12 protein-coding genes are annotated in these 24,224 nt (G+C 58.0%); all 12 read left to right on the forward strand.

Annotation, left to right across the window (positions count from 1 at the left end):
- Nucleotides 1–111 precede the first annotated feature (111 nt).
- The 12 genes from MKY64_RS02815 to MKY64_RS02870 all read left to right on the forward strand — a co-directional run bounded on the left by MKY64_RS02815 (nt 112) and on the right by MKY64_RS02870 (nt 24,188).
- Nucleotides 112–1,002 (forward strand): carbohydrate ABC transporter permease, encoded by an 891-nt coding sequence (locus tag MKY64_RS02815; protein WP_036724369.1) that lies wholly within the window; start codon nt 112–114, stop codon nt 1,000–1,002.
- A 21-nt stretch (nt 1,003–1,023) separates the two neighbouring features.
- Nucleotides 1,024–1,899, forward strand: coding sequence for a carbohydrate ABC transporter permease (locus MKY64_RS02820; protein WP_340950809.1), 876 nt, complete (start codon nt 1,024–1,026; stop codon nt 1,897–1,899).
- Between the two features lie 64 nt (nt 1,900–1,963).
- Entirely contained in the window at nt 1,964–3,718 is a 1,755-nt protein-coding gene (locus MKY64_RS02825) for a sensor histidine kinase (RefSeq protein WP_340950810.1), read from the forward strand.
- Between the two features lie 9 nt (nt 3,719–3,727).
- On the forward strand, nt 3,728–5,335 hold the full coding sequence (locus MKY64_RS02830) for a response regulator (protein ID WP_339250276.1): 1,608 nt from the start codon (nt 3,728–3,730) through the stop codon (nt 5,333–5,335).
- A 145-nt stretch (nt 5,336–5,480) separates the two neighbouring features.
- Nucleotides 5,481–6,899, forward strand: coding sequence for an ABC transporter substrate-binding protein (locus MKY64_RS02835; protein ID WP_340950811.1), 1,419 nt, complete (start codon nt 5,481–5,483; stop codon nt 6,897–6,899).
- 78 nt (nt 6,900–6,977) lie between these two features.
- Nucleotides 6,978–7,313: a cupin domain-containing protein gene (locus MKY64_RS02840; protein WP_036724361.1), complete on the forward strand. Its 336-nt coding sequence runs from the start codon at nt 6,978–6,980 to the stop codon at nt 7,311–7,313.
- Entirely contained in the window at nt 7,310–9,337 is a 2,028-nt protein-coding gene (locus tag MKY64_RS02845) for an alginate lyase family protein (protein WP_340950812.1), read from the forward strand. The genes MKY64_RS02840 and MKY64_RS02845 overlap by 4 nt, the downstream gene beginning before the upstream one ends.
- A 257-nt stretch (nt 9,338–9,594) precedes the next feature.
- Nucleotides 9,595–13,155, forward strand: a complete 3,561-nt coding sequence (gene addB / locus MKY64_RS02850) for a helicase-exonuclease AddAB subunit AddB (RefSeq protein WP_340950813.1) — start codon at nt 9,595–9,597, stop codon at nt 13,153–13,155.
- Nucleotides 13,152–17,336 carry a UvrD-helicase domain-containing protein gene (locus tag MKY64_RS02855; RefSeq protein WP_340950815.1) on the forward strand — a complete coding sequence of 1,395 codons (4,185 nt, stop codon included), beginning with the start codon at nt 13,152–13,154 and terminating at the stop codon, nt 17,334–17,336. Before addB ends, MKY64_RS02855 begins: the two co-directional genes overlap by 4 nt.
- 568 nt (nt 17,337–17,904) lie before the next feature.
- Nucleotides 17,905–19,086 carry an exonuclease SbcCD subunit D gene (locus tag MKY64_RS02860; protein WP_339250268.1) on the forward strand — a complete coding sequence of 394 codons (1,182 nt, stop codon included), beginning with the start codon at nt 17,905–17,907 and terminating at the stop codon, nt 19,084–19,086.
- A gap of 1 nt (nt 19,087) precedes the next feature.
- On the forward strand, nt 19,088–22,774 hold the full coding sequence (locus MKY64_RS02865) for an AAA family ATPase (RefSeq protein WP_339250266.1): 3,687 nt from the start codon (nt 19,088–19,090) through the stop codon (nt 22,772–22,774).
- A gap of 1,054 nt (nt 22,775–23,828) precedes the next feature.
- Nucleotides 23,829–24,188: a histidine triad nucleotide-binding protein gene (locus tag MKY64_RS02870; RefSeq protein WP_076075810.1), complete on the forward strand. Its 360-nt coding sequence runs from the start codon at nt 23,829–23,831 to the stop codon at nt 24,186–24,188.
- Nucleotides 24,189–24,224 lie beyond the last annotated feature (36 nt).

The raw sequence follows: 24,224 nt of genomic DNA on the forward strand, positions 1-24,224 counted from the left end.
CCCGCCGCCCCAGCTCAGTAACATCCTCCCCTTTCAATAGTTGATTTCCCTATCCCGGCCGCTTAGATGTTCCCTCTATAATCAAGGTACAGATTCTAAGGGGGGCCGTTTATGAAACAGAAAAAAATACATGCCTACGTCTTTGTATTTCCCAGCTTGTTCCTGACCCTGGTGTTCGGCATTTATCCTCTGCTGTGGGCCTTGCGGTATATGTTCTATGACTATCAGGGGTTTGGGACGCCTGTATTTATCGGCCTCGATAACTTCGGGCGGGTGCTGCGCGACCATCAGTTCTGGTCCTCTGTCGGCAATACCGGGATCTATGCGCTCGGCAAGCTCGTGGTGACGATTCCGATGTCGCTGCTGCTGGCGATTATCTTGAACCGCAAAATGAAAGGGCGTTCCTTCCTGCGAGCGATTTACTATCTGCCTACGATCTTCAGCGCCTCGGTGATGGCGATTGTCTTCTTCATTATTTTCAACTCCTATAACGGGATCTTGAATCAGCTGCTGATCCGCTTCCATATCATCAGCGAACCGGTTGGCTGGCTCAGCGCCGACCATGCCATGATGACCACCATCATTATTGCTATCTGGGGTGCCGTCGGTAACTATATGCTGTTGTTCCTCGCGGGACTCCAAGGCATTCCGAATGATCTGTACGAAGCGGCCTCGCTGGACGGGGCGAATGAATTCCAGAAGCTGAAGAATGTGACCATCCCGCTGCTGGGACCGGTGATGCAGATGATTATCATGCTGGCGATCACCATCTCGCTGAAGGGCTATGAGAGCATTATGGTCCTGACCGAAGGCGGGCCGTACGGCAAAACAGAAGTCATGTACCTGTACCTGTTCAAGCTCCTATTCCCGGTCTCGGCGGAAGCGCAGTCCATCCAGCAGCTCGGCTATGGCAGCGCAGTCGGCTTCACCACTGCAGTCATTGTGGGCGGCGTGACGCTGGTCTACTTCCGGATCTCCAAGAAATTAAACGATGTGTACTAGAACCGACAGGAGGAGAGCAGAATGAATAACACCCGTACCCATACCCGTTCCGTCATGTCCCCGCTGCTGACCCGCTTGCTCGGCAAGGCTGTGCTCTGGATCTTTCTGATTGCGGCCGCCCTGCTGGCCTTGTTCCCGATCATCATGGTCGTGCTGGGCTCGTTCAAGACGAACCAGGAGCTGACCGGCAGTGCAACCATTTGGCCGTCAAGCTGGCATTTCTCGAACTACCTGGAAGCGTGGAAGAACGCCAACTTCTCCCGCTATACGCTGAACAGTATATTTGTAAGCGTGGTCACCACTGTCGGCACTTTGCTGGTGGCTTCGATGTCCGCCTATGCGGTAAACCGGGTGTCTTTTATCGGCAAAAAAGCGTACTCCCTGCTCATGGCCTCCACGCTGTTCATCTCTATCGGGGCCGTGGTGCTGCGTCCGCAATTTGACCTGATGGTCATGCTCGGCCTGAACAAGACGCTCTGGGGTGTCATTATTATCCTGATCAGCGCCCATGCCACCTGTTATTTCATCTTAATCGGCTTCTTCCAGAGCATTCCGCGCGACCTGGACGAAGCGGCGATGATCGATGGCTGCAACTTCTACTCTGTCTACCTGCGTATCATCTTGCCACTGCTGCGGCCTGCGCTGGCGGTTGCCGGACTGGGGGCGTTCCAGGGGTCCTGGAATGAATATATTCTGCCGCTGGTCTTCACGATGAGCAATCCCCAGCTCCAGACGCTTCCGGTCGGGCTGGCGAATCTGCGCTACGGAATCGGAGCGGCGTCAGAGGTACAGCTGATGATGGCCGGCGCTTGCCTGTCCATTTTGCCGCTGCTGGTGGTCTATGTGTTCGCCAACAAATCCTTCATGCAGGTCACACTCGGCGCCGTCAAAGGGTAGTCCCGGAAAGAGTAGTGTTCCGCCCGCACTGTTGTTACAATGGGTGGCAAGGAGTGGTTCACGGATGAAACTCGGTTTCTACAAGCAGTCTTTGAAGAAAAGAATTCAGGTGCTGTACATCTTTCTCGCCATACTCTGCATCAGTGTAACCGGAGTCGGTTCGTATCTCTTCGCGGCGCGCAGCATTCAGGGCAGTGCACTTGAGCTGAAGCAAGGCATTCTGAACAAATCGGTTCAGGTGATGGACGAGCATCTCCGGCATATCGTGGTTTCTTCCTTTTCCCTGATGCTGGGCGAAAGCTTTGGTCAAGTGATGAAAGATGTCAGCAACAATAATTCCGCTAATTATTATCAGAATCTGTCGTTGCTGCAGACCTCCTTTGACCAGCTTAAGCTGGTGGAGCCGCTGATCGATGCGACCTATCTCAGTACGCCGATTGGCGATTTTTACTCCACTAAGGATTTCCCCGAACGGAAGACTAACTTCAAGGAGAAGTACGGGAGCTATCTGGAGCGGCCGGGCTGGAATACCCTGTGGCTGGGGGCGCATCAGAGCGAGCTGTTTCAGTCGAAGGGCCGGGTGCTTTCGTTGCTGCTGAAGCCAACGGTAATTGACAATCATAATTTCCCGGACGTCTATATGGTTGTGAACATGAAGGAGGAGGCGATGAGGTCCATCCTGGAGCAGGATCTGATGAATAATCAGGTTCAGCTCTTTTTGCTGCAAAAGGATGGGTCGATGGTCATCCGGCCGGAGACGCAGACCTACGCGTTCAATACGGAGCAGAATTTCGTCAGCCGGTTCAACCAAGGGACGGCAGGAGATTTCAACTATATCAATGTCTCAGGCGAGGAGCTGCTCGTCAATTACAGCACGCTGTCGATGAATGAGGACTGGGTTATGGTCAGCATTCAGTCCAAAGCAGACCTGCTGCAGCCGCTGAAGCAGATCCGCTGGCTGATCTTCTGGATTATGCTAATCTGCACCGTGGTGGCGCTGGCCTTGTCCAACCTGCTCGCCTCTGCACTGCTGAAGCCGCTCAACAAGCTGCAGCGTCTGATGGTAGAGGTAGAGTATAACGATCTGGATGTGCGGTTTCAGAGCCGCTATGAGGATGAGGTCAGCGCCGTCGGCCATAAGTTCAACCGGATGCTGGACCAGATTCAGGTTCTGATTCAGGAGGTGCGGACCTCGGAGCAGGAGAAGCGCAAGTCGGAGGTCAAGGCGCTACAGGCGCAGGTGGACCCTCATTTCTTATACAATACGCTGAATACGATCTTCTGGAAAAGCGAGAATGGCGAGAAAAGCGATGTCAGCGAGATGATCGTGGCCTTGTCGCTCCTGTTCCGCCTGGGGCTGAACAACGGGAATGATATTACGACCCTCCAGCAGGAGGTCCAGCATGTCCGGCAGTATTTGCAGCTCCAGCAGAAGTGCTATGAGAATCTGTTCACCTATACGATAGAGGTGGAGGATGACGCCTATCTGTCCGTCCGGATGTTGAAGATTCTGCTTCAGCCACTGGTGGAAAATTCAATTCTGCATGGCTTCCGCGACAAAGCGGAGCTAGGCAGAATTGAGATCCGCATCTACCGCGCTGCCGGATTCCTGATCCTGCGGGTCACGGACAACGGCTGCGGCATGGATGCCGCTCAACTTGCGAATGCGGTGAACGGCACCGAAGCGGAGCGCAGGGGATATGCTTTGTCCAACCTGCGCAGCAGGCTCAGCCTGCACTACGGTGAATCCGCATCGATTGCCTTCAGCAGCATTCCCGATATTGCCACAACTGTAACCGTCACGATACCGATCCTTTAGGAGGCTGCCATGAACCCGTTGACCCTGTGCGTAATGGATGATATTCAGACTGTCGTCAAAGGAATTGCTTCAACGATCCCGTGGGCGGATCATGGAATGGAGGTGGCGGGGACCGCCGGCAACGGTGAGCAGGGCTGGGAGCTGCTGTTGGAGAAGGACCCCGACATCGTTATCAGCGATATCCGTATGCCGAAGCTCAGCGGTCTTGAGCTCATGAAACGGGCTGCCGAAGCGAAGCTGCGGGCCAAATTCATATTCATCAGCGGGTATTCGGATTTCAGCTATGCGCAGGAGGCGATCAAGCTGGGCGCCTCCAACTATTTGCTGAAGCCGTTCACCCAGCCGGAGATTGTGGACGCTGTGCTGAAGGTGAAGCAGACTATTGAAGAAGAGCGGGCGAGAGCAGAGCAGATACAGCAAATGGAGCAGAAGATGATGGCCAGCCATGCGCAGCTGCGCCAGGATTATCTCACCGCTCTGCTGCGCCAGGAGACCAATATCAGCCTGAGTGACAGCCGCTGGCAGGAGCTCGGCATCGACCTGGACGCCGGCAATCTGCTGGTGATGGCTATTGAGCTGGACTGTTATACCGAATACGGGTACACTCTGCATCTGGATGACAGTGAGATCATTCCTTTTGCGATCAAGAACATACTGGACGAGACGCTGAAAATGCACACGCGCGGCGTTGTACTGCGCGAGAGCAGACAGCGGCTGGCCGCGATCTTTAATCCGCCGGAGGCCATGGATACGGTAGAGCTGCTGGAGCTGTGCCGTGAGAATGTGGAGAAATACAGCAAGAATACCGTTTCGATCGGCCTTGGCACAGCGGCACGGGGACCGCGTGAGATCAGGGCCTCCTTCGTGCATGCGGCCAAAGCGCTGGCCTACCGCTTTTACAGTGAGGGGAATTGTATCTTCCGCTTCACAGAGCTGGACCCGGAGAACCGCGCAGCCCCGGACTATCCTGAGGAGAAGGTGAAGGAGCTGCTGTACGCGCTCAAATCCGGCAATGAAGAAGGCTGTCATGAGATCATCGGCGAGATCTTCCGGCAGTGGACCCTCTCCGGCAGATATCCTGATCCGCTGTCGATGGTCCGTCTCTTGTCCGGGCTGACTTTCGCTATGTACCGGGCGTTCTGTGATGAAATCACGGAAGAGGAGCGCATACAGCTGGAGGCTGACCTGACGGCGCTGGAGGAGAACCGTTCTTTAACCTTTGGCGGCTGGAAAAGCTATATCAATCACTTCGCCAGCATGGGCTGTGAATTCGTCGATAGCAAGCAGTTCCGCGATGTAACACAGTCCATTAACCGGGCCAGAGAATATATCCGGCTGCATCTGGAGGAGAATCTGACTCTGAACAGCTGCGCGCAGGCCGTCCATCTGAGCCCGAGCTATTTCGCAGGCGCCTTCAAGAAGGAGACCGGCATGACGCTGATTCAGTATATTACCAAGCTGCGGATGGAGCGGGCGAAGGAGCTGCTGATTGCCGGGGCGCAGGTGCAGGAGATTTCCCTGATGCTCGGCTATGAGGACCGCCCGTATTTCAGCGGCCTGTTCAAAAAATACTGCGGACTTACGCCCACAGCATTCCGGCAGAAATACCTGAAATAAGCAGGAGCTGAAGGAACAGGGACAAGCATTTTTTCCCCCTTACAAAGTTAGAATGTCCCTCACCCCACTGAAAGCGGAACCATTATGATTACGTTAACAGATAGCCGATTGCAGGCTGTCAGGACAAGCACAAGGGGGCATAACGATGGATAAAAAATGGGTTGTTGCAACAATGAGTACAGTTCTGGCACTGAGTCTGGCCGGCTGCGCTGCCGACAGCAATAAGGAGCCCGCGGCAAGTAACAGCAAACCGGCGGACGCCAAGGGAGATAACGGAGCAGCAAGCGGCGGCAAAACCAAAATCCTCTACTGGACACCCGACCGTCACGACGCCGATTTCATGAAATCCAAGATTGATGAATTCAACAAGACGAATAAGGATAACATCGAAGTGGAAATGACCGTGATGGGGGACAATTATCCGCAGGCGGTAGATATCGCTTTTGCCAGTAAGCAGGCTCCTGATGTGCTTCAGATCAACGACTTCCAGACCTATTACAAAAAAGGCTACATGGCCCCGATCAATGATTATATGAGCAGTGAGATGAAGGAGACCTTCAAGGACAGCCTGCTGGAGAACAAGAATACCGTGGACGGCAAGACCTATACCCTGCCCAACACCGGACAGATCTGGAGACTGATCTATAATAAAGATATCTTCAAGCAAGCGGGCATTGAGAATCCGCCAAAAACTCTGGACGAGATGGTTGCTGCCGCCAAAAAGATTACCGAAACCGGCAAAAAGGACGGCATATATGGCTTTGCCAGCCCGTTCAAGAGCTCAAGCGGCTTCTGGCGTGCATCCAATACCGTAGCTGGCGCGAGCAACAATACCGGCATTGACGGCTACAATTACAAGACCGGCCAATTTGATTTCAGCATGTACAAGGATATTGCGCTGGCCCTGCGTCAGATGAACGAAGACGGCAGCATGCTGCCTGGCGTAGAGAGTCTGGACATTGATCCGCTGCGCGCGCAGTTCGCCCAAGGCAAAATCGGCATGTACATTAACCACTCGGCAGAGCCCGGCGTCTACAAAGACCAGTTCCCGACCACCGCTAATTGGGCTGCCGTTGCTGTACCGACTACGGACGGAACGATTAAGGGTGCATCGCAGATCATCGGCGGCTCCTACATCGGCATCAGCGCAGACAGCACGCACAAGGAAGCAGCGTGGAAGTTCATGGAGTATGTGTACAGCGACAGCCTGCAAAGCGAGTATTATGAAAAAGGCTACGGCATCTCCCTGATCCCTACAGTCATCAGCTCCGGCAAAAAACCAAGCATTCCCGGCATTGAAGGCTTCCTGCCGAAGCGTTATGACGCGATTTATCCGGCGAACCCGCTGACCATTACAGAAGGGTCACTGGAAGGCAGCAAATGGAGCGATGCGTTCTCGGCATTCGTCTTCACCGGCGGCGATGTGGACAACATTATCAAAGACCTGGATACCCGGTATAATGTCTCATTAGAGAAAGCAAGAGCCTCCGGCGCAACGGATATTGTGGCCGATCCAAGCTTTGACGCATCGAAGCTGCAGGGTAAATTATCCACCGAGGAATAAGAGGTAAGGTTCAGGTGGCGGCCGATGCATGATAGATTCGGCCGCTTTCTTGCATATTGAGAGAGGAGCAGATCCGAAATGATTTTAGAGAACAGCGAAGCAGCAAAGACGGTTCTTAATGAGAGCAGTTCCCGCACCCTGCTTGCAAAGGGGGGCTCGATGATGATGGTGGAGGTCACCTTCGCCAAAGGCGGCATCGGAGAGGTTCATTCCCATGATGCGCATGAGCAGATCAGCTACATTGTGAAGGGCAGCTTTGAGGTCAAGGTCGGGGAGGAGACGCGTATTCTGAAGGCGGGCGACAGCTTCTATGCCGGCTACAATATTCCGCATGGTGTGAAGGCGCTGGAGGATTCCGTGATTCTGGATGTGTTCAATCCGTTTCGTGAGGACTTCCTGGAGAAGCAGGAATGAAGGATTATTATCTGAACGCATCTGAGCTGCGCAGCGCTGCCGCTTATTATGCCCGTCATTTCCCCATCGAGGCGCAGAACTCGGTCCAGATTGCCGAGCATGCCGTGAATAATGAATTCATTATTCCTTATACCGGTGATCTGAGCCGCTGGATTCCGCTGGGCAAGCCGGTGGTAGACTGGCTGCATAATCCTACGAACGACCCCGAATTCACCTGGGGCATCAACCGCCACTGGCATATGCTGGATCTGGGCAAGGCCTATCTGATGAATGGCAAGCCGGAATACGTTACGGCCTTTATGCAGCATTTCCGCAGCTGGCGCGAGCAGAACCCGGTTCCTGTGATCCCGTCGTATGAGGAAGCGGTCTTTTTCCAGAAGCTAGGTCCATGGCGTCTGCTGGAGACCGGCCTGCGGGTGCAGTCATGGATCTCTGCGTACAAATATATGGAGGACAGCCCGCTGCTGGATGGACACTTCCGCAGTGAGCTGCTGGAGGGGCTTGCGGAGCATGCTGAATATCTGACCCGCTACCTGGGCAGCACGGAGATCAATCATGCGATTATGCATATGCAGGGCCTCTATATGATTGCTGTCTTCCATCATGAGCATCCGCGCGCACCGTATTGGCGGCAACTGGCCGGGGAGCGCCTGGAGCTGTGCCTTTTGCATCAGGTCGGGCCGGAAGGGATTCAGATTGAGCTGACCACCCATTATCATGATGCGGCCATTGAGATGTTCGGAACGCCTTATCTGCTGGGCGCGTTATCCTGCCACCCGTTCTCCGCCTGGTACGGCGGGCAGCTCCGCAAGATGGCCGCGTTCACCGAAGCGCTGGTCCGCCCGGATCACCAGTCCACCGGGATCGGCGATTCCGACTGGATCAGCAGCGGCCGGCAGCGGCTGACGCTGCTGGGCGCCATTCTGAAGGATGATGCACTGGTCGGACGCGGCACGGGCAATGCAGAATGCCTCTGGCTGCTGGGAGCCGAGGCGTATGAGCGGTGTGTGCAGCTTCAGGCGGAGTCTGCGCCTTCGGTGAGCAGCGTGGCTTTTGTGCAGACCGGGTATTATGTGATGCGGGACCCGCAGCAGTATCTGTTCTTCGATGCCGCAGAGATGGGCGGAGCGCACGGTCATGCCGATGCGCTGAATCTGGAGTGGATGTGGAACGGGCAATTGCTCTTCACCGATACCGGGAGGTACACCTATGAGGAAGGGGAATGGCGCCGTTATTTCAAAAGCACCCGGGCACACAACACTATTACCATAGACGGGTTGGATCAGACGCCGTATATCTCTACCCAGCAATGGGGCGAGCCTGTGGCTAAGGCCAGCACCTTCCGCTGGGAGAGCAACAGCCGTTACCACTTCATTGATGCCGCGCATAACGGATACATCCGTCTTCCCGGTCCGGTAATGCACCGGCGCTGGGTGCTGCTGGGCGTGGAGGTGCCGCTGTTGCTGATTGCCGACTGGCTGGAGGCGGATGGCGAGCATGAGCTGGAGCAGCGGTTCCATCTGCACCCGGAGGCGGTGCTGGAGCTGTCTTCCGGAGCCGGAGCGGCTGGAGAAGCCGTGACCGGAGAAGCTGAAGTTGAAGCTGAAACAGCCGTTATTGGAACCGGAGGAGACGCAGCTGGAGGATTTGCCGTCGCCGCACGGACTGCAGCAACCGTGGTCTATCCCGGCTCTACAGTGAAGCTGAATATGAGCTGGATGACCAGCGGCCTGAAGGATGAACAGTTCACGGTGAATAAGGAGCAGGGCTGGGTATCGGAGGTCTACGGCTCCAAATCAGAGATTCCGGTAATCGAGGGCCGGGCGGCCTGGGCCGGAAAGGCTGGAATTCTGACGCTGTGCCTGCCCGGCGATGCGGCAGACGGCAGCGGTCCGCTGCACGTGAGCACCTGCGTGGTGGATGCGGAGCGGCGGCGGGTCGAGCTGTCCTATGTATACGGAGATGCGATCGGCACCATTGTAATCGGCCCGGACACCCTGGGCTGGACGGAGCGGAAGGAATAAGGGTCTTGTGCTTCACTTGGGAGGAGTTGCAGCAGTAACTGTTAGCCTTGAACCTAATTTACATGCATTTATTCAGACTCTTCCGCCCGCCGTTTGCGCGGCTCCGGGAGAGTCTTCTTTATTTCTGCATTTGCAAACAATGGCAAACGTACGTTCTGGAGCGTGCGGTGGAGGTATGCTATACTATTGAGACGAGAAGTTTCATAGATTCTGGTATTGCATAGAGTGCCAGGGTTCAACGGAAGGAGTCTGCTGAAATGACGGTTAACTTCATCATCGGCCGCTCGGGCAGCGGCAAGACGACTACAATATGGGAGCGGGTATCCTCCAGGCTGAAGGCAGAGCCGCTGGGGGCCCCGATCATTATACTTGTTCCCGAGCAGGGATCGTTCGGAGCGGAACGGGGACTGCTTGCGGCGGGCGGCGTGAAGGGGAGTCTGCGTGCCCAGACGCTTAGCTTCTCGCGGCTTGCCTACCGGGTGAAGCAGGAGACCGGCGGCAGCGCAAGTCTGCCTATCAGTGAAGAAGGCAAGAAGATGCTGATCTACAAGATTATCAGCAAGCGCAAGGAGGAGCTGAAGCTGTTCGGGGCTTCCTCGGACCGGCCGGGATTTGTGGAGCGGCTCAGCAGTCTGCACACGGAGCTTAAGCGCTGCTGTCTTGGAGCCGGAGACCTGGAGGAGCAGATCGGCAGAATGCGGGATGCCACGCTGGGCAGCCCTATTCTGGCCGGGAAGCTGGATGATCTGCATCTCGTCTTCAGCGAGCTGGACCAGGAGATGTCACAGCTCTATATAGATGAAGAGGACAGACTGGCCGAACTGGCTGAGCATATTGCGGACTCTGCCTATATCCGCGGCGCCGAGATCTGGGTGGACGGCTTCCACGGCTTCAGCAACCAGGAATTTGTCGTCTTGCGTGAGCTGATGCAGTATGCCGGCACAATGAACATTGCGCTCACACTGGACCGGATCTATCCGCCGGGCATTGCCCCGCATGAGCTGGAGCTGTTCCATCCGGCGGCGGTTACTTACATTAAGCTCCGGGGAATAGCGGAGGAGATGGGACTTACCGTATGGGATGAGCTGCTGGCTCCGCCCCTCCTGCCAAGGTTCAAGGACGCTCCCGTACTCGCGCATCTGGAGCGCGGATTACAGCGCCGGCATCCCTGGACGGGACCGGCTGAACAGGTGAAGGAAGCTATCAGCATCCGAGCTGGGGCTTCACGCCGCACCGAGGTGGAGGGCATGCTGCGCGAGATGCAGGCCCTGGCCAGAGAATCGGGGGCCAAATATGGGGAAATGGCGGTATTCATGCGCAATATGGCTGATTATGAGCCGCTGATTGCCCCGTTATTTCAGGACTTCGGCGTTCCGTTCTTCCTGGACCAGAAGCAGAGTGAGCTGCATCATCCGCTGGTGGAATTCATCCGCTCCGCTCTCGATGTCGTCCGCCGCCGCTGGCGTTATGAAGATGTGTTCCGCTGCGTGAAGACAGAGCTGCTGCTCCCGCTGGACGGAAACATTACCCGTGCCCATATGGATGAGCTGGAGAACTATGTGCTGGCCTGCGGCATTCACGGCTATCGCTGGACGGACGGGCGCTCCTGGAAGGGGATTCCGCGCCTCTCCCTGGAGGGCAGTGAGGCTGTAGATGAAGCCATGCTATCCAGAATGGAAGCCTGCCGGAGTGCGATTACAGGACCGCTGCAGGCATTTGAACAGAGAATCAAAGCCAGCCGCAGCGGTCTGGAGCTATGCCGGGCGGTATATCTGCTGCTGGAGGATACGGAAGCGGCACGGAAGCTCGAAGGGATGGGAGCGGAGTCTCTGAAGCAAGGCCGCCCGGAAGCTGCCCGGGAGCATAGCCAGCTCTGGGGCGCTGTTCTGGGTCTGCTGGACCAGATTGCCGAGATGATGGGCAAGGAACGGATAGATTTCAGCCTGTTCGCCGGGGTGCTGGAGACCGGGCTGGCTGAGCTTAAAATGGGGCTCGTCCCGCCCGCACTTGACCAGGTGCTGGTAGGTACGATGGACCGTACCCGGGTGTCGGGGGTGAAGTACGCCTTCCTGCTCGGTTTCAACGAAGGAGTGGTTCCGGCACAGTTCAAGGAAGACGGCATTCTGTCCGAAGGGGAACGGCTTATGCTGGAGAAGTCCGGTATGGAGCTTGCGCCGGGCTCATCCCGGAAGCTGCTGGATGAACGTTTCCTGATCTACAATGCGCTTACCACTGCCAGCAGGAAGCTGTGGATCAGCTATGCCGTAGCTGACGATGAGGGCAAAGCGTTGCTACCTTCGGAGGTCATCCGCCAGCTGCAGGGAATGTTCGCGCAGCAGTTAGATGAACAATTCCTCTCCGGCTTCCCGCAGAGCGGCAATGATGACGACGCTGTCCATATGGACTTCATCGGCCATCCTGAGCAGACGCTCCGCATGCTGCTGCTACAGCTCCGCCAGTGGCGTCAAGGGGCAGAGATACCCGGCATGTGGTGGGAGGTCTATAACTGGTTTGCGGCGGAGCAGGGTGCAGACAAGCCTGCGGATGAACAGGCAGCGGAATACCGCCATGCGGATCTGTCCATGAAGCTGAAGCTGGAGCGGTTGCTCGGCTCGCTGTTCTACCGCAATGAAGGCATACGGCTGAAGAAGGAGACCAGCCTGCGCCTGTATGGCGGCTCTACGCTGCGCGGCAGCGTGTCACGGATGGAGCGGTTCGTTGCCTGCTCCTTCTCTCATTTCGCTTCCTACGGGCTGAGGCTGAAGGAGCGACAGCTCTATAAGCTCCAAGCTCCGGATATCGGGCAGCTTTTCCATGCGGCCCTTAGTGAAATGGCGAAGCGGCTGCAGGAGCAAGGCCGCAGCTGGGGCAGCATGACTGCGGAGGAATGCCGCCGTGAGGCAGGGGCGACAGTGGATAAGCTGTCTCCGCTGTTACAGGGAGAGATTCTGATGAGCAGCAAGCGCTACGGCTATATCTCGCGCAAGCTGAAGAATATTGTCGGCCGCGCTTCCGTCATCCTCGGGGAGCATTCGCGGCGCGGGAGTTTTGAGCCGGTCGGGCTGGAGCTGGATTTTGGCCCGGGCCAGGAGCTGCCTCCGCTGAGAATCACACTGCCGAACGGCTGTGTTATGGAGGTGGTCGGCCGGATTGACCGGGTGGATAAGGCTGAAGGGGAGCAGGGGATTCTGCTGCGGGTGATCGACTACAAATCAAGCCAGAAGGATCTCAAGCTGCATGAGGTCTACTATGGATTGTCGCTACAGATGCTGACTTACCTTGATGTGCTGCTGACCTATTCCGAGCAATGGCTGGGCCAGGCAGCACTGCCTGCCGGAGCGCTCTATTTCCACGTTCATGATCCGCTCCTGACCTCAGCCAACGGAATGAACCGGGAGCAAGCGGAGCAGGAGCTGATGAAGCGCTTCAAGATGAAGGGCCTGCTGACCGCCGACCGTGAGGTAGTATCGCTGATGGATACCACACTCGACAAAGGGTATTCCTCTATTGTTCCGGTAGCGCTGAAGAGTGACGGCAGCTTCTACAGCAGCGCATCCGTAGCTACCCCAGAACAGTGGGGGCAACTGCGGTCCTCAGTGCGCAGCACGATCTCGGAGATCGGGACTAGCATTACAGAGGGGGATGTGGCAATACAGCCTTACCGCATTCAGCAGGAAACGGCCTGTACCTTCTGCTCCTTCCGTCCCGTCTGCCAGTTCGATGAAGCGGTGGAGGGCAATAGCTATAACATTCTAAGTAAGCCGGGCAAAGAAGTGATCTGGGATCTGCTGTCCCGCAAAGGAGGAGAGAAGCTGTGAGCACAAGACCTGTACCCGAAACGAAGCCGGAAGGCAGTCTGTGGAGTGACGACCAGTGGCGCGCCATTGCCGAGAGCGGCAGCGATATTCTCGTGGCAGCGGCAGCCGGTTCCGGCAAAACGGCAGTCCTTGTCGAGCGGATTATCCGCAAAATCAGCAATGAGGAAGCGGGCTTCAGTGTGGACCGGCTGCTGGTGGCAACATTTACCAAGGCTGCCGCCTCCGAGATGCGCCAGCGTATCCGGGAAGCGCTGGAGCGTAAGCTGGAGGAGGACAGTGAAGGCGGGAATGAATATCTGCGCCGCCAGCTTGCCCTCCTGGGCAGAGCTTCCATTACCACACTGCATTCCTTCTGCCTTGAAGTAATCCGCCGGTATTACCAGATGATCCCGATCGATCCCGGCTTCCGTATCCTGAATGAGCATGAGGCGGAGATGATGCGCCAGGAGCTGCTGGAAGAGCTGCTGGAAGAGAAATACGGCGAGGTTGCCGAGGACGGGGAAGATACCCTGTTCGTGCAGCTCGCAGACTGGTTCAGCGGTGAACGGAGCGATGATGCAGTGCATTCGCTGATTCAGCGGCTGCATGATTTCGCGCGCAGCCACCCCTGGCCTGCGCAGTGGCTGCGGGATACCGCAGCCGACTTTGCGCTGCCGGATGCTGAGGCTCTGAGCCATACGCCTTGGGTGCAGAGTATTCTTGCCGAAGCCAGGCTGACGCTGAAGGGGGCGATCAGCCAGCTAGAGCAGGGGCGTGACATTGCGCTTCAACCCGCCGGTCCGGCGCCTTACGCGGAGAATCTTGCTGCCGATCTGGAGATGGCGCAAGGCCTGCTGGACGCGGTGGACTCACAGCCCTGGGCCGGATTGTATGATATCTTCATGGAGATCTCCTTCGGGAAGCTGAAGCCCTGCAAGAAGGATGCCACTGATCCGCTGCTTCAGGAGAGCGTGAAGGCAATCCGGGATCAGGTGAAGAAGAGCCTGCTCGAGCTGCAAAAATCCCTGTTCGGCCGTCCGGCGGAATCCTTCCTGAGTGAACTACATACGGCGGCTCCGCTGATGCAGGAGCTGGCGGAGACCGTAATCGCGTTCGGCGAACGCTACCGTCTGGAGAAGGCGGGCCGGGGGCTGGTGGACTTCAGTGATCTGGAGCATTACTGCCTGCAGATTCTGCGCCATCCGGACTCGCAGCCGGGGCATTCGCTCCCGTCGGATGCGGCGATGGAGTATCGCAGCCAGTTCGACGAAGTGCTGCTGGACGAATATCAGGATACTAACAGTGTGCAGGAGGAGATTGTCCGGCTGATCTCCCGGGAATTCCCCGGCAACCGTTTCATGGTCGGGGATATGAAGCAGAGTATATACCGGTTCCGCCTGGCGGAGCCGGGACTGTTCCTGGATAAATACCGCAGGTTCAGTAATGATCCTTCCTACGGAGACAGTGCAGGTAGCACCCTGCATGTCTTTGAGGCAGATGGCCGGGCGGGGGCTGATCCGGGACAGGAGGAACGGGAAGATGGTCTCGTCATCGATCTGGCCCGCAATTTCCGCAGCAGGCTGGAAGTGGTGAATGCGGTGAATATGGTCTTCCGGCAGATCATGGACAGCAATGTCGCGGAGATCAGCTATGATGAGCGGGCAGAGCTGGTGTACGGAGCGAACTTCCCGGGAGCTGCGGAGAAAGGTCCGGATACTTATTTTGCGCCGGAGCTGCTGCTGATCGACAAGGGAGCCTCAGCCCCGGGTCCGGCGGACGAAGCGGCAGAGGGCGATGAGCTGCCCCTTCTGGAGCTGGAGGCTGCCGAGAGTGAGACGGCGCAGCTGGAAGCACGGGCCATTGCCCGGCGTATCTCACAGATGACGGGAATGACCGGTGGCGAGCCGCTGCTGATCTATGATAAAGGATTGCGGATCATGCGTCCCGTAGTATACGGCGACATTGTCATTCTGCTGCGTTCGGCCCGGGTATGGACGCCGCTGATGATTGAGGAGCTGCGGGGTGAGGGTATTCCGGCGTACGGGGACCAGAACAAGGGTTATTTTCAGGCTACCGAGGTAGAGATTGCCCTCTCCCTGCTGCAGATTGTCGATAATCCACGCCAGGACATTCCCCTGGCCGGAGTGCTGCGCTCACCGGTAGTGAATCTTCGCGAGGAGGAGCTGGCGAAGGTGCGGCTGTGCAGCAGAGGGACGTTCTACGATGCGCTGGTTGCGGCCTCTGAAGCAGGGGGAGCACTGCGGAATAATTCGTCAGACCTGTTCTGGGAGGCCGCGCTGCTGGCGGGGCAGGGGGCCGGTACCGGTGACACAGCCGGAGAGACAGCCGCCGCGTCAGAGCTTACGCCATCGTCAGGAAATGAGAGTGTACAGGAAGATAGGGCTGACGGAACCGATGCTTCAGTGGCGCTGCGGGATATTCCGCTTACGCTGCAGCGTAAGCTTAAGTCCTTTCTGGACAGGCTGGAGAACTGGAGAAATGCCGCCCGGCAAGGAAGCTTAAGCGAGCTGATCTGGAGGATCTACCGGGAGAGCGGGTATCTGGAGTGGGTCGGGGGGCTTCCCGGAGGCTTTCAGCGCCAGAACAATCTGAAGGCGCTCTATGACCGGGCTGTTCAATTCGAGAACGAGACCTCGGCCAGAGGGCTGTTCCGCTTCCTGGTGTTCATCTCACGGCTGAGAGAGAATGGCGGCGATCTGGGGGTTGCCGGAGGAAGCAGCGAGGAGGCCGGGGGCGTCAGAATTATGACGATCCACAAGTCCAAGGGGCTGGAGTTCCCTGTTGTCTTCCTGGCAGGCATGGCCAAAATGTTCAACCGTCAGGATCTGCATTCTCCGTTCCTGATGCACAAGGAGCTTGGCTTCGGGCCGCGCTTCGTGGAGCGGGAGACCCGGGTCAGCTACCCGACGCTGCCCTATCTTGCGATTAACCGCCGTTCGCGGCTGGAGCTGCTCGCTGAGGAGATGCGCGTGCTCTATGTCGGACTGACCCGTCCGCGCGACAAAATGATTCTGGTCGGCACGGTCAGAGATCTGCCGCGCACGGTTTCGGGCTGGGCAGCGATGCAGGGCCGCGAAGAGCTGCTGCTGGCGGATCACCTGCTGGCCCGGGGCCGCAGCTATCTGGACTGGGTGGGACCGGCGCTGATCCGCCACCCTGCCGCTGCTATTCTGCGCAAGCTGGCAGGCAGTGAGGGACCGGTATCCACGGTGCTGCATGGCGATGAGTCGAACTGGAGCATTACGGTGACTGGCGCAGCGGAGCTTAGCCCTGGCGCTTTTCTTGCCGGGGACGGCGATCAGGACAAAAACGAACAACGCCGGGTGATGCTGGAGGCGCTCCGCAGGGGCAGGGCGGTGTCAACACCTGAAACCCCGGCAGCTGCGCAGATAGCGGAGAGACTGGGCTGGACTTACCGGTATGCGGCAGCGTCAAGCATCCCTGCTAAGACCTCTGTCACCGAACTCAAGGGGTTATTGTCGATGCAGGAGCAGCCGTCTTACGACCAGCTGGAGGAGCGGAAGCTCCCGGGTGGACCGGACGAACGGAACGAACGCGGGTATAGGGACAGCCTGCATCTCCAGCGGCCGAAATTCATGGAGCAGCGGGGACTTACCCCTGCCGAGCGCGGAACGGCTTATCACACGGTGATGCAGCATATCCCCCTGGATGAGCCGGTAGACCGGTCTGTGCTGGAGGCTACGCTTGCGCGTCTTGAAAGGCTTGCTATCCTTAGCAAGGAACAGGCGGATGCGGTGGTGCTGGAGGAAGTTGAGCAGTTCTGCCTGAGTGAGCTGGGACACAGACTGTTCCATTCTGCCTGGAAGACCAGAGAGCAGCCCTTCAGTTACACGATGCCAGCCGGTGAAGCCTACCGGGGGCTTGACTATCTGGACGAAGCGGCTGCCGGACTTGCGGATGAACGCGGCGGCGGTGATTTTGCAGAGACGGTACTGATTCAAGGGGTGATTGACTGCCTGTTCCGGGAAGAGGGGCGGCTGATTCTGCTGGATTACAAAACAGATCATATCCCTCCGCACGGGGACGGGCTTACACAGCTGTCGGACAAATACCGTTTCCAGCTGGAGCTGTACAGTAAGGCGCTGCTGGATATTCTGGGCGAGCCGGTCAGCGAGGTGTGGCTGTACTTTTTCGACGGCGGACATGCTGTGAGATTGTGATTGGCGGGGAAGGATTGCGGTAGCTGCGGCGGATGAGGATGAGGCGGATCTAGGGTGCTACGCGGTATTTTAGACTAATACATGCTTGCGGTCTGAAGTTCGTTGGCTGTCGACTGAAATGATATTTATGGATAAGAGTTCTATGAATGATTCGTAGAGTGGCTTTGCTGGCTGAATGTGGCTGAAGGATCGCCGGGAAGAGCAAGAGTGTATCTAATCTCACGGTTAAAGGCTGAATGTATGCTATAAGCCGAATGCAACCGGCTGGAACAGCGACATATGGACCGAGTGTATCTAAAAAACAACATACATGGTGCTTGCACGCAGGCATATGAACCAAATGTATGTGAAAAACAGCATACATGGTGCTCGCACGTAGGCATATGAACCGAATGTATGTGAAAAACAGTATACATTGTGCTTGCGCGTAGGCGTATGAACCGAATGTATGTGAAAAACAGTATACATTGTGTTTGCACGCAGGCATATGAACCGAATGTATGTGAAAAACAGCATACATTCTTTGAATCTATAATTGCCGCAGACAGGCGGGGAAAAGAGGGCGGAAATGCGCATATTGCATACGGGAGACTGGCATCTGGGGCGGACGCTGGAGGGCCGAAGCCGGCAGAAGGAGCAGGAGCAGTTCGTGGATGAGCTGGTTATGATAGCCGACTCCTCCGGGGCGGATCTGATTCTGATGGCGGGGGATGTCTATGATTCAGTCAATCCTCCGGCTGCGGCGGAGCAGTTGTTCTATGACGCTGCGGCCAGACTGACGGCAGGCGGACGTCCGCTGGTGGTGATTTCGGGCAATCACGACCAGCCGGAGCGCGTAGCTTCCGTGTCCCCGCTTGTCCGCAGACAAGGGATTACGCTCGTCGGAATGCCGACTTCGGAACCGGTCACGGTGCATGCGGCCAGAACCGGCGAGGTTGCCAAAATCGCTGCGCTCCCTTACCCCTCCGAAGCCCGTCTCGGCGAGCTGCTCGCGGGGGATAGCGGGGAGGCTGAGCTGAGGCTGGCTTACAGCGCCCGGGTGGGGCGGCTGATGAATCTGCTTGGACGCGAGTTCACCCCGCAGACCGTCAATCTGGCGATGAGCCATATCTATGTGCTGGGCGGCGTGGAGAGTGACTCTGAACGGCCGATTCAGGTCGGCGGCGCTTATACCGTTGATCCTTCGGCACTCTCTTGCGGCGCGCAATATACGGCACTTGGACATCTTCACCGCGCCCAGCGGGTCAAAGGCGATGGGATGATCCGCTACAGCGGCTCCCCGCTGGCATACAGCTTCTCTGAGGCAGGCCAGGCCAAGTCGGTGGCCATGATTAATGTCGCACCCGGCGGGGAGCCGGTGTTCGAGGAAATCTATCTCTCCTGCGGGCGGCCGCTGGTGAACTGGAGATCTGCGGGCGGATTGCAGGAGGTCTACGGCTGGCTGGATGAGGGCAGGGATGAGGGAGCATTCATTGATCTGGAGCTGCGCTTAACCGAGGCCATGTCCATGAATGATATCCAGCGGCTGCGCAAGTCACGGGAAGGCATCGTCCATATCCGGCCGGTCTATCCGCAGATGGAGCAGGAGCTGGAAGAGATGTCCCGCTCCCGCATGCCGGTACAGGAGCTGTTCCGCAGGTTCTATCAGCGCCAGACCGGCGGTGCGGAGCCGGATGACAGCCTGATTGAGCTGTTCCTGGAGCTGGCGGAAGAAGAGCGGCATCAAGCTGCGGAAGGGGAGGAGAACTGATTTGAAGCCGATATTGTTGAAATTATCCGGGCTGCAGAGTTACCGGGCGCAGCAGGAGATTGATTTTGCCAGCCTGACCGAGACGGGGCTGTTCGGGATCTTCGGTCCGACGGGCAGCGGCAAATCCAGTCTGCTGGACGCGATTACACTGGCGATGTACGGCAAAGTGGAGCGCGCCGTGAACGGAACCCAGGGGATTATGAACCATTCCGAGGACCAGCTCAGCGTGGCCTTCACCTTCGAGCTGAACTCCTCTTCCGGAACGCGTCGCTATCGCGTAGAACGGAAGTTCAAACGCACCGGGGAGCAGTCGGTCAGCAATACGATCAGCCGGTTCATCGAGGTCAAGGCGGACGGGGATCTTGTGATGGCCGACAAGCTGGCGGACGTTACGCGCTGTGTCGAAGAGCACATCGGGCTGAAGATGGACGACTTCACCCGGGCCGTTGTGCTGCCGCAGGGCAAATTCGCCGAGTTCCTGTCGCTGCGGGGCGTGGACCGCAGGCAGATGCTCCAGCGTCTGTTCCATCTGGAACAGTACGGCGACGGGCTGGCACTGAAGCTGAGCCGCCGCGTCAAGGAGAACGAGGCGGCACTGCGCGCTCTGGAGGCCGAGCAGCAGGGGCTGGGCAGCGCGGGCAAGGCAGATGTGGAAGCGGCCGCCGTCCGTGTGCAGGAGGCGATCCGTCATGCGGCGGATTGCCGGGGGCGGCTCACGGAGGCTGCGGAGCGCGCCGAGCGCTTCGCCCGCATCCGCGAGCTGCAGGAGGAACGGGCCCGCCGCGAGTCGCAGCGGCAGGCTCTGCTGGCCCAGGAGGAGCAGATCCTCCTCCTGGAGCAGAAGCTCGGCAAGGCGGACGAGGCCGAGCGGAGATTGCCCGCGCTGAAGGCCTGGCGCAGCGCGGAGGAGGCCTGGAAGGCCCGGGCGGCACGCGCCGGGGGCCTTGAGGCCTTGGCCGCCGCCGCCGTGCAGGAGGCGGCAGCCGGGGCGGAAGCGGAAGCAGCGGCCCAGGCCGCGCTGTCCGCAGGCGAGCCGGCCCTCCGCGAGGAGGAGGGCCGGTACCGGCGCGCGCTCGAGCTGGAGGCCGAGCTCGGCGCACTGCACAGCGAGCGGGCGGCGCTGCAGGTGCGCCGCGAGGAAGCCGCCCGGGGCCTGGCCGCCGGGCGGGAGAGCCTGGCCCGGGAGCGTGAGCTTTTGGCCCGCGGCCAAAAGAAACAGCACGAGCTGCAGCAGAGCCTGCAGCCACTGGCGGTCCGCTCCCAGGAGCGGCAGTCTCTGCAGGAAGCCATGCAGAGACTGCAGGGACTGCGTTCTGCCGAGGCCCAGCGGGAATCGGCAGAACGTGAGCGCCAGAGCCGCGCGGCTGTGCTCGCAGCGGCGGAAGTGCGGCTGGCCGCCGCCGGGTCCCGGCGGCAGGCGCTGGATGCCGGGCGCGGAGAGCTGCTGGCCGCCGCCGCCCTGCACCAGGAAGAGCTGCGGACGGCCGAAGGGGCAGCGGGAGACGCTGCCGGCCGCCTGGAGGGGCACATCAGCGCGCTGGAGGCTGCGCTGAAGGAGCAGGAGGTTCACCGGCTCTCGCAGGCACTCGCCGGTGAACTCCAGGAAGGTGTTCCCTGCCCGGTATGCGGCAGCGAGCATCACCCCTCCCCTGCGCTTGTTCAGAAGCAGGGGGACCCTGGGGAGCTGGACAATAGGCTCCGCCATGTCCGCGCTCAGGCCCGGCAGGCGCTGGAGACGCGCCATCTGCTGCGCAGCCTGCTGGAGCAGGACAGCTCGTGGCTCGCTGGGCTAGCGGGAGCCGCGTCCGAAGAGGCGCTGCACCAGTCCGCCGCTGGCGCCGCCGGGGCAGAGGCGGCTGCGAACAAGACGGCAAGCATTACTTCCTACGCCGCACCCGCACCCAAGCTCTCAGGCAGTTCCGGTTCGGATGCCGGATCTCTCACTCTCAGCAATTCTGAGTCTCACAACGCTTCTGATTCCTTGAGCCCTTCGGAGTCTCTTGAGGCTTCCAAGCTCTCAAGCAGTTCCGGCTCTTATGCAGCATCTGACTCTCTGAACAGTTCGGGTTCACACGCCGCACCTGATTCGTTAAACGCCTCGGAGTCTCCCGACTCTCAGGCAACCGCGCAGCTCCCGGATGAACAAGCCTTATCCGCGCTGGATGGCCGGTTGTCTGCCTTGAATGATCAGCTGGCCGCACTGCGAGGACGCTCCGCAGAGCTGCGCCGCGCGGCTTCGGACTGGCAGCGTTCCCTGCAGGAGCTGGAGCAGGTGTATCACAAGGAAGCGGCAGGTGCCGAAGCGGAGAAGACCTGGCTGCAGGGACTGTCTGCCAAGGCAGAGGAGCTGGCTGCTTCAGCCGGCAAGCTAAGGGAGGAATGGAGCCGTCTCTTCCCGGAGCTTGCCCCGGAGAAAGCGGAGAGAACGTATCAGGAGATGCTTGGCAAGGATGAACGCGCCGAGGAGATCCGCAGCCGGCTGGAGATCAGCGTCAAGTTCCTGGACGAGAAAAGCCTCACCGTGCAGACGCTGAACGAGCAGCTGGCCGGGCTGGACAAGGAGCTGGCGCAGTGGGATGCGCAGCTTGAAGGCAAAGAGGCGCTTGCCCGCGATAAAGAGCAGCGCCTTCGCGAAGGGACCGGCGGCCGGCCTGCCGGGGAACTGCTGGCCGGGTGTGAACGCAGATTGCTGGAGCTGCAGACTGCGCTGGAGCGCAGCCGGCAGGAACACCGCCGGGCAGCAGACAAGGCGCAGCAGCAGACCCGTGAAGCTGCGGTAGCCCGCCAGGCGGCAGAATCGGCGCAGGAGCATTATACCGCCGCCGCCGCCCAGTGGGAGGAGAGTCTGCAGTCTTCGCCGTTCGCTTCGGCCGCAGAAGTGGAGGCCTCATCGCTGGAGACCGGAGAACGGGCAGAAGCTGCCGAACGTGTGAAGTCCTACCGCGAAGAAGAGGCGGAGTGCCTGCTGCAGCTGCGGAGTATTGAAGAGAAGCTGGCTGGAGCTGTGCTCAGCAGTGAAGAATGGCAGGAGAGCCAGGAAACGCTGCTGAGGTGCAAAGAGGAGGATGAAGCCTCGCTTCAGGCCCGTGCACGGGCAGAACGGGATCTGGAGGATCTGCAGCAGCGCCATATCCGCTGGGTAGAGCTGGAGGACAAGCGGGCCGGACATGCGGCGATGCAGGAGCGTTTATCCAAGCTGCAGACCGTACTGCGCGGCAACGCCTTTGTGGAGTATATTGCAGAGGAGCAGCTGATGCAGGTATGCCAGGCTGCGTCACAGCGTCTGCGGTTCCTGAGCAAGCAGCGTTATGCATTGGAGGTGGATTCAGGCGGGGGCTTCGTCATCCGGGATGACGGGAACGGCGGCGTTAGACGTCCTGTGTCCACGTTATCCGGGGGAGAGACCTTCCTGACCTCCCTGTCGCTGGCGCTTGCCCTGTCAGCCCAGATTCAGCTGCGCGGACAATACCCGCTGCAATTCTTTTTCCTGGATGAGGGCTTTGGCACCCTGGACCCGGATCTGCTCGACACCGTTATCACTTCACTGGAGAGACTGCATAATGACCAATTGTCTGTGGGCATCATCAGCCATGTTCCTGAGCTTCGGGCCCGCCTGCCGCGCAAGCTGATTGTGGTTCCTGCAGAGCAGGGCGGCGGGGGTTCAACCATTCTTTTGGAAAAAATGTGAAAGACGGGGTTGGTTGTGATGAGAATCACAGATACACCTCCAACCCCCTGTTATAATACAGCTAAGCCGACATTATTTGAAACACCTCGGCGGACGTATGACAGGGAATGAACTCCTTCTCATACGTCCGCCGCCGAAGCAGCTCATATGAGCTGTGAAGGGTGTTTCTTTTTTTTGTCTTTTTTTGGGTCCACGCTCAAAACTAGCAACGGTCCTACCCCAAGGAGGGAGCACCCTCCTTTAAGGCAATCGAACAAAATGTATGCGGAAAACCGAACACAATGAGCTAGTAGGCGTGTAAATAGCCAAATATATGCGAAAAAGCGAATACATTGTGCCACAGCGAGGGTTAGAGGAGCAGTTGTGCTATTGAACGTGTTCCAGGACCATATGTTTGCGGAAACCGAATACATTATGCCACAGCAAGGGTAAGAGGGCCAATTGTGCTAGTGGAGGTACGCCCGGACCAAATGTACACGATAAACCGAATTTATTGTGCCGCCACCCTGTTATAATACAGTCTGCCCTACCTACACTCCCTGTTATTGTGATCCTCCACTCCCTGCCCCTGATATTAACGCCCTGTTCGCGTGCCACTTCCACCCCTGCTCCCCTGATCCGCCCCCACCTGATATCCTGATCCCTATTCCCTGATTCCTGCCTGTTTACCTGCTCCCACACTCCTTGCTGCTCCCACCCCAGTTCCCCCATACATCGCCGCCCGCCCACTTTCCCTCACAATCCCAGCATAAGCCGCGCCGAACATCTGATTTCGCCAGAATATAGCCTTCCGCCTTTCGTAATTGCTCAACATCCTGTATGATTAGTTCCATAAATTGAAATTTGTCGCGAAGCCGATCAGGCCGGAAGCCCGATGATCTTCAGGCGTGTGCGCCCCGCAGAGCTCTAGCTGTATTGACGGATCATCTCCTGTGAGTAGCGGGTGGCCGTTGTACGAATAAGAGTTAGGTTCGTGTCTGTTATCTCAGCCTCTGCTGCGGAAAGTGCCGGATGCAAGCTTCTGCATTACAAATTTTTTGGGAGGAAGCGTGGTATGGAAACTGTATTCAGCAAAATTATCGAAGGTGTAATCCCGTCCAAAAAGGTGTTCGAGAATGAGCGGATTCTGGCGTTCCACGATATTGAGCCTGCCGCCCCTGTGCATGTGCTGATTATCCCGAAGAAATACATCGCTTCTATGAACGAGGTTACTCCTGAGGATCTGCCGCTGATTGGCGAGATTCATGCCGTAGCACAGCAGCTTGCCGCAGAGCTCGGAATTGCCGATACCGGCTACCGGCTGATTAATAATTGCGGTCCGGACAGCGGGATGGCAGTGCCGCATCTGCATTATCATCTGCTGGGTGGAGCCAAGCTTGGTGCCCTTACGGGGAACTCCAGTTCTCATGCCTAAGTAAGCAATGCAACTATGTACAGCCCGGCTAAAAAA

The sequence above is a fragment of the Paenibacillus sp. FSL R7-0210 genome (genome assembly GCF_038009085.1).
GTDB classification, from domain to species: domain Bacteria; phylum Bacillota; class Bacilli; order Paenibacillales; family Paenibacillaceae; genus Paenibacillus_AQ; species Paenibacillus_AQ silagei.

What these genes read in the sequence shown, in the direction of transcription:
- MKY64_RS02840 (WP_036724361.1), top strand. Translation starts at nt 6,978, where the DNA reads ATGATTTTAGAGAACAGCGAAGCAGCAAAGACGGTTCTTAATGAGAGC.
- MKY64_RS02835 (WP_340950811.1), top strand. Translation starts at nt 5,481, where the DNA reads ATGGATAAAAAATGGGTTGTTGCAACAATGAGTACAGTTCTGGCACTG.
- MKY64_RS02815 (WP_036724369.1), top strand. Translation starts at nt 112, where the DNA reads ATGAAACAGAAAAAAATACATGCCTACGTCTTTGTATTTCCCAGCTTG.
- MKY64_RS02870 (WP_076075810.1), top strand. Translation starts at nt 23,829, where the DNA reads ATGGAAACTGTATTCAGCAAAATTATCGAAGGTGTAATCCCGTCCAAA.
- MKY64_RS02845 (WP_340950812.1), top strand. Translation starts at nt 7,310, where the DNA reads ATGAAGGATTATTATCTGAACGCATCTGAGCTGCGCAGCGCTGCCGCT.
- MKY64_RS02860 (WP_339250268.1), top strand. Translation starts at nt 17,905, where the DNA reads ATGCGCATATTGCATACGGGAGACTGGCATCTGGGGCGGACGCTGGAG.
- MKY64_RS02825 (WP_340950810.1), top strand. Translation starts at nt 1,964, where the DNA reads ATGAAACTCGGTTTCTACAAGCAGTCTTTGAAGAAAAGAATTCAGGTG.
- addB (WP_340950813.1), top strand. Translation starts at nt 9,595, where the DNA reads ATGACGGTTAACTTCATCATCGGCCGCTCGGGCAGCGGCAAGACGACT.
- MKY64_RS02820 (WP_340950809.1), top strand. Translation starts at nt 1,024, where the DNA reads ATGAATAACACCCGTACCCATACCCGTTCCGTCATGTCCCCGCTGCTG.
- MKY64_RS02830 (WP_339250276.1), top strand. Translation starts at nt 3,728, where the DNA reads ATGAACCCGTTGACCCTGTGCGTAATGGATGATATTCAGACTGTCGTC.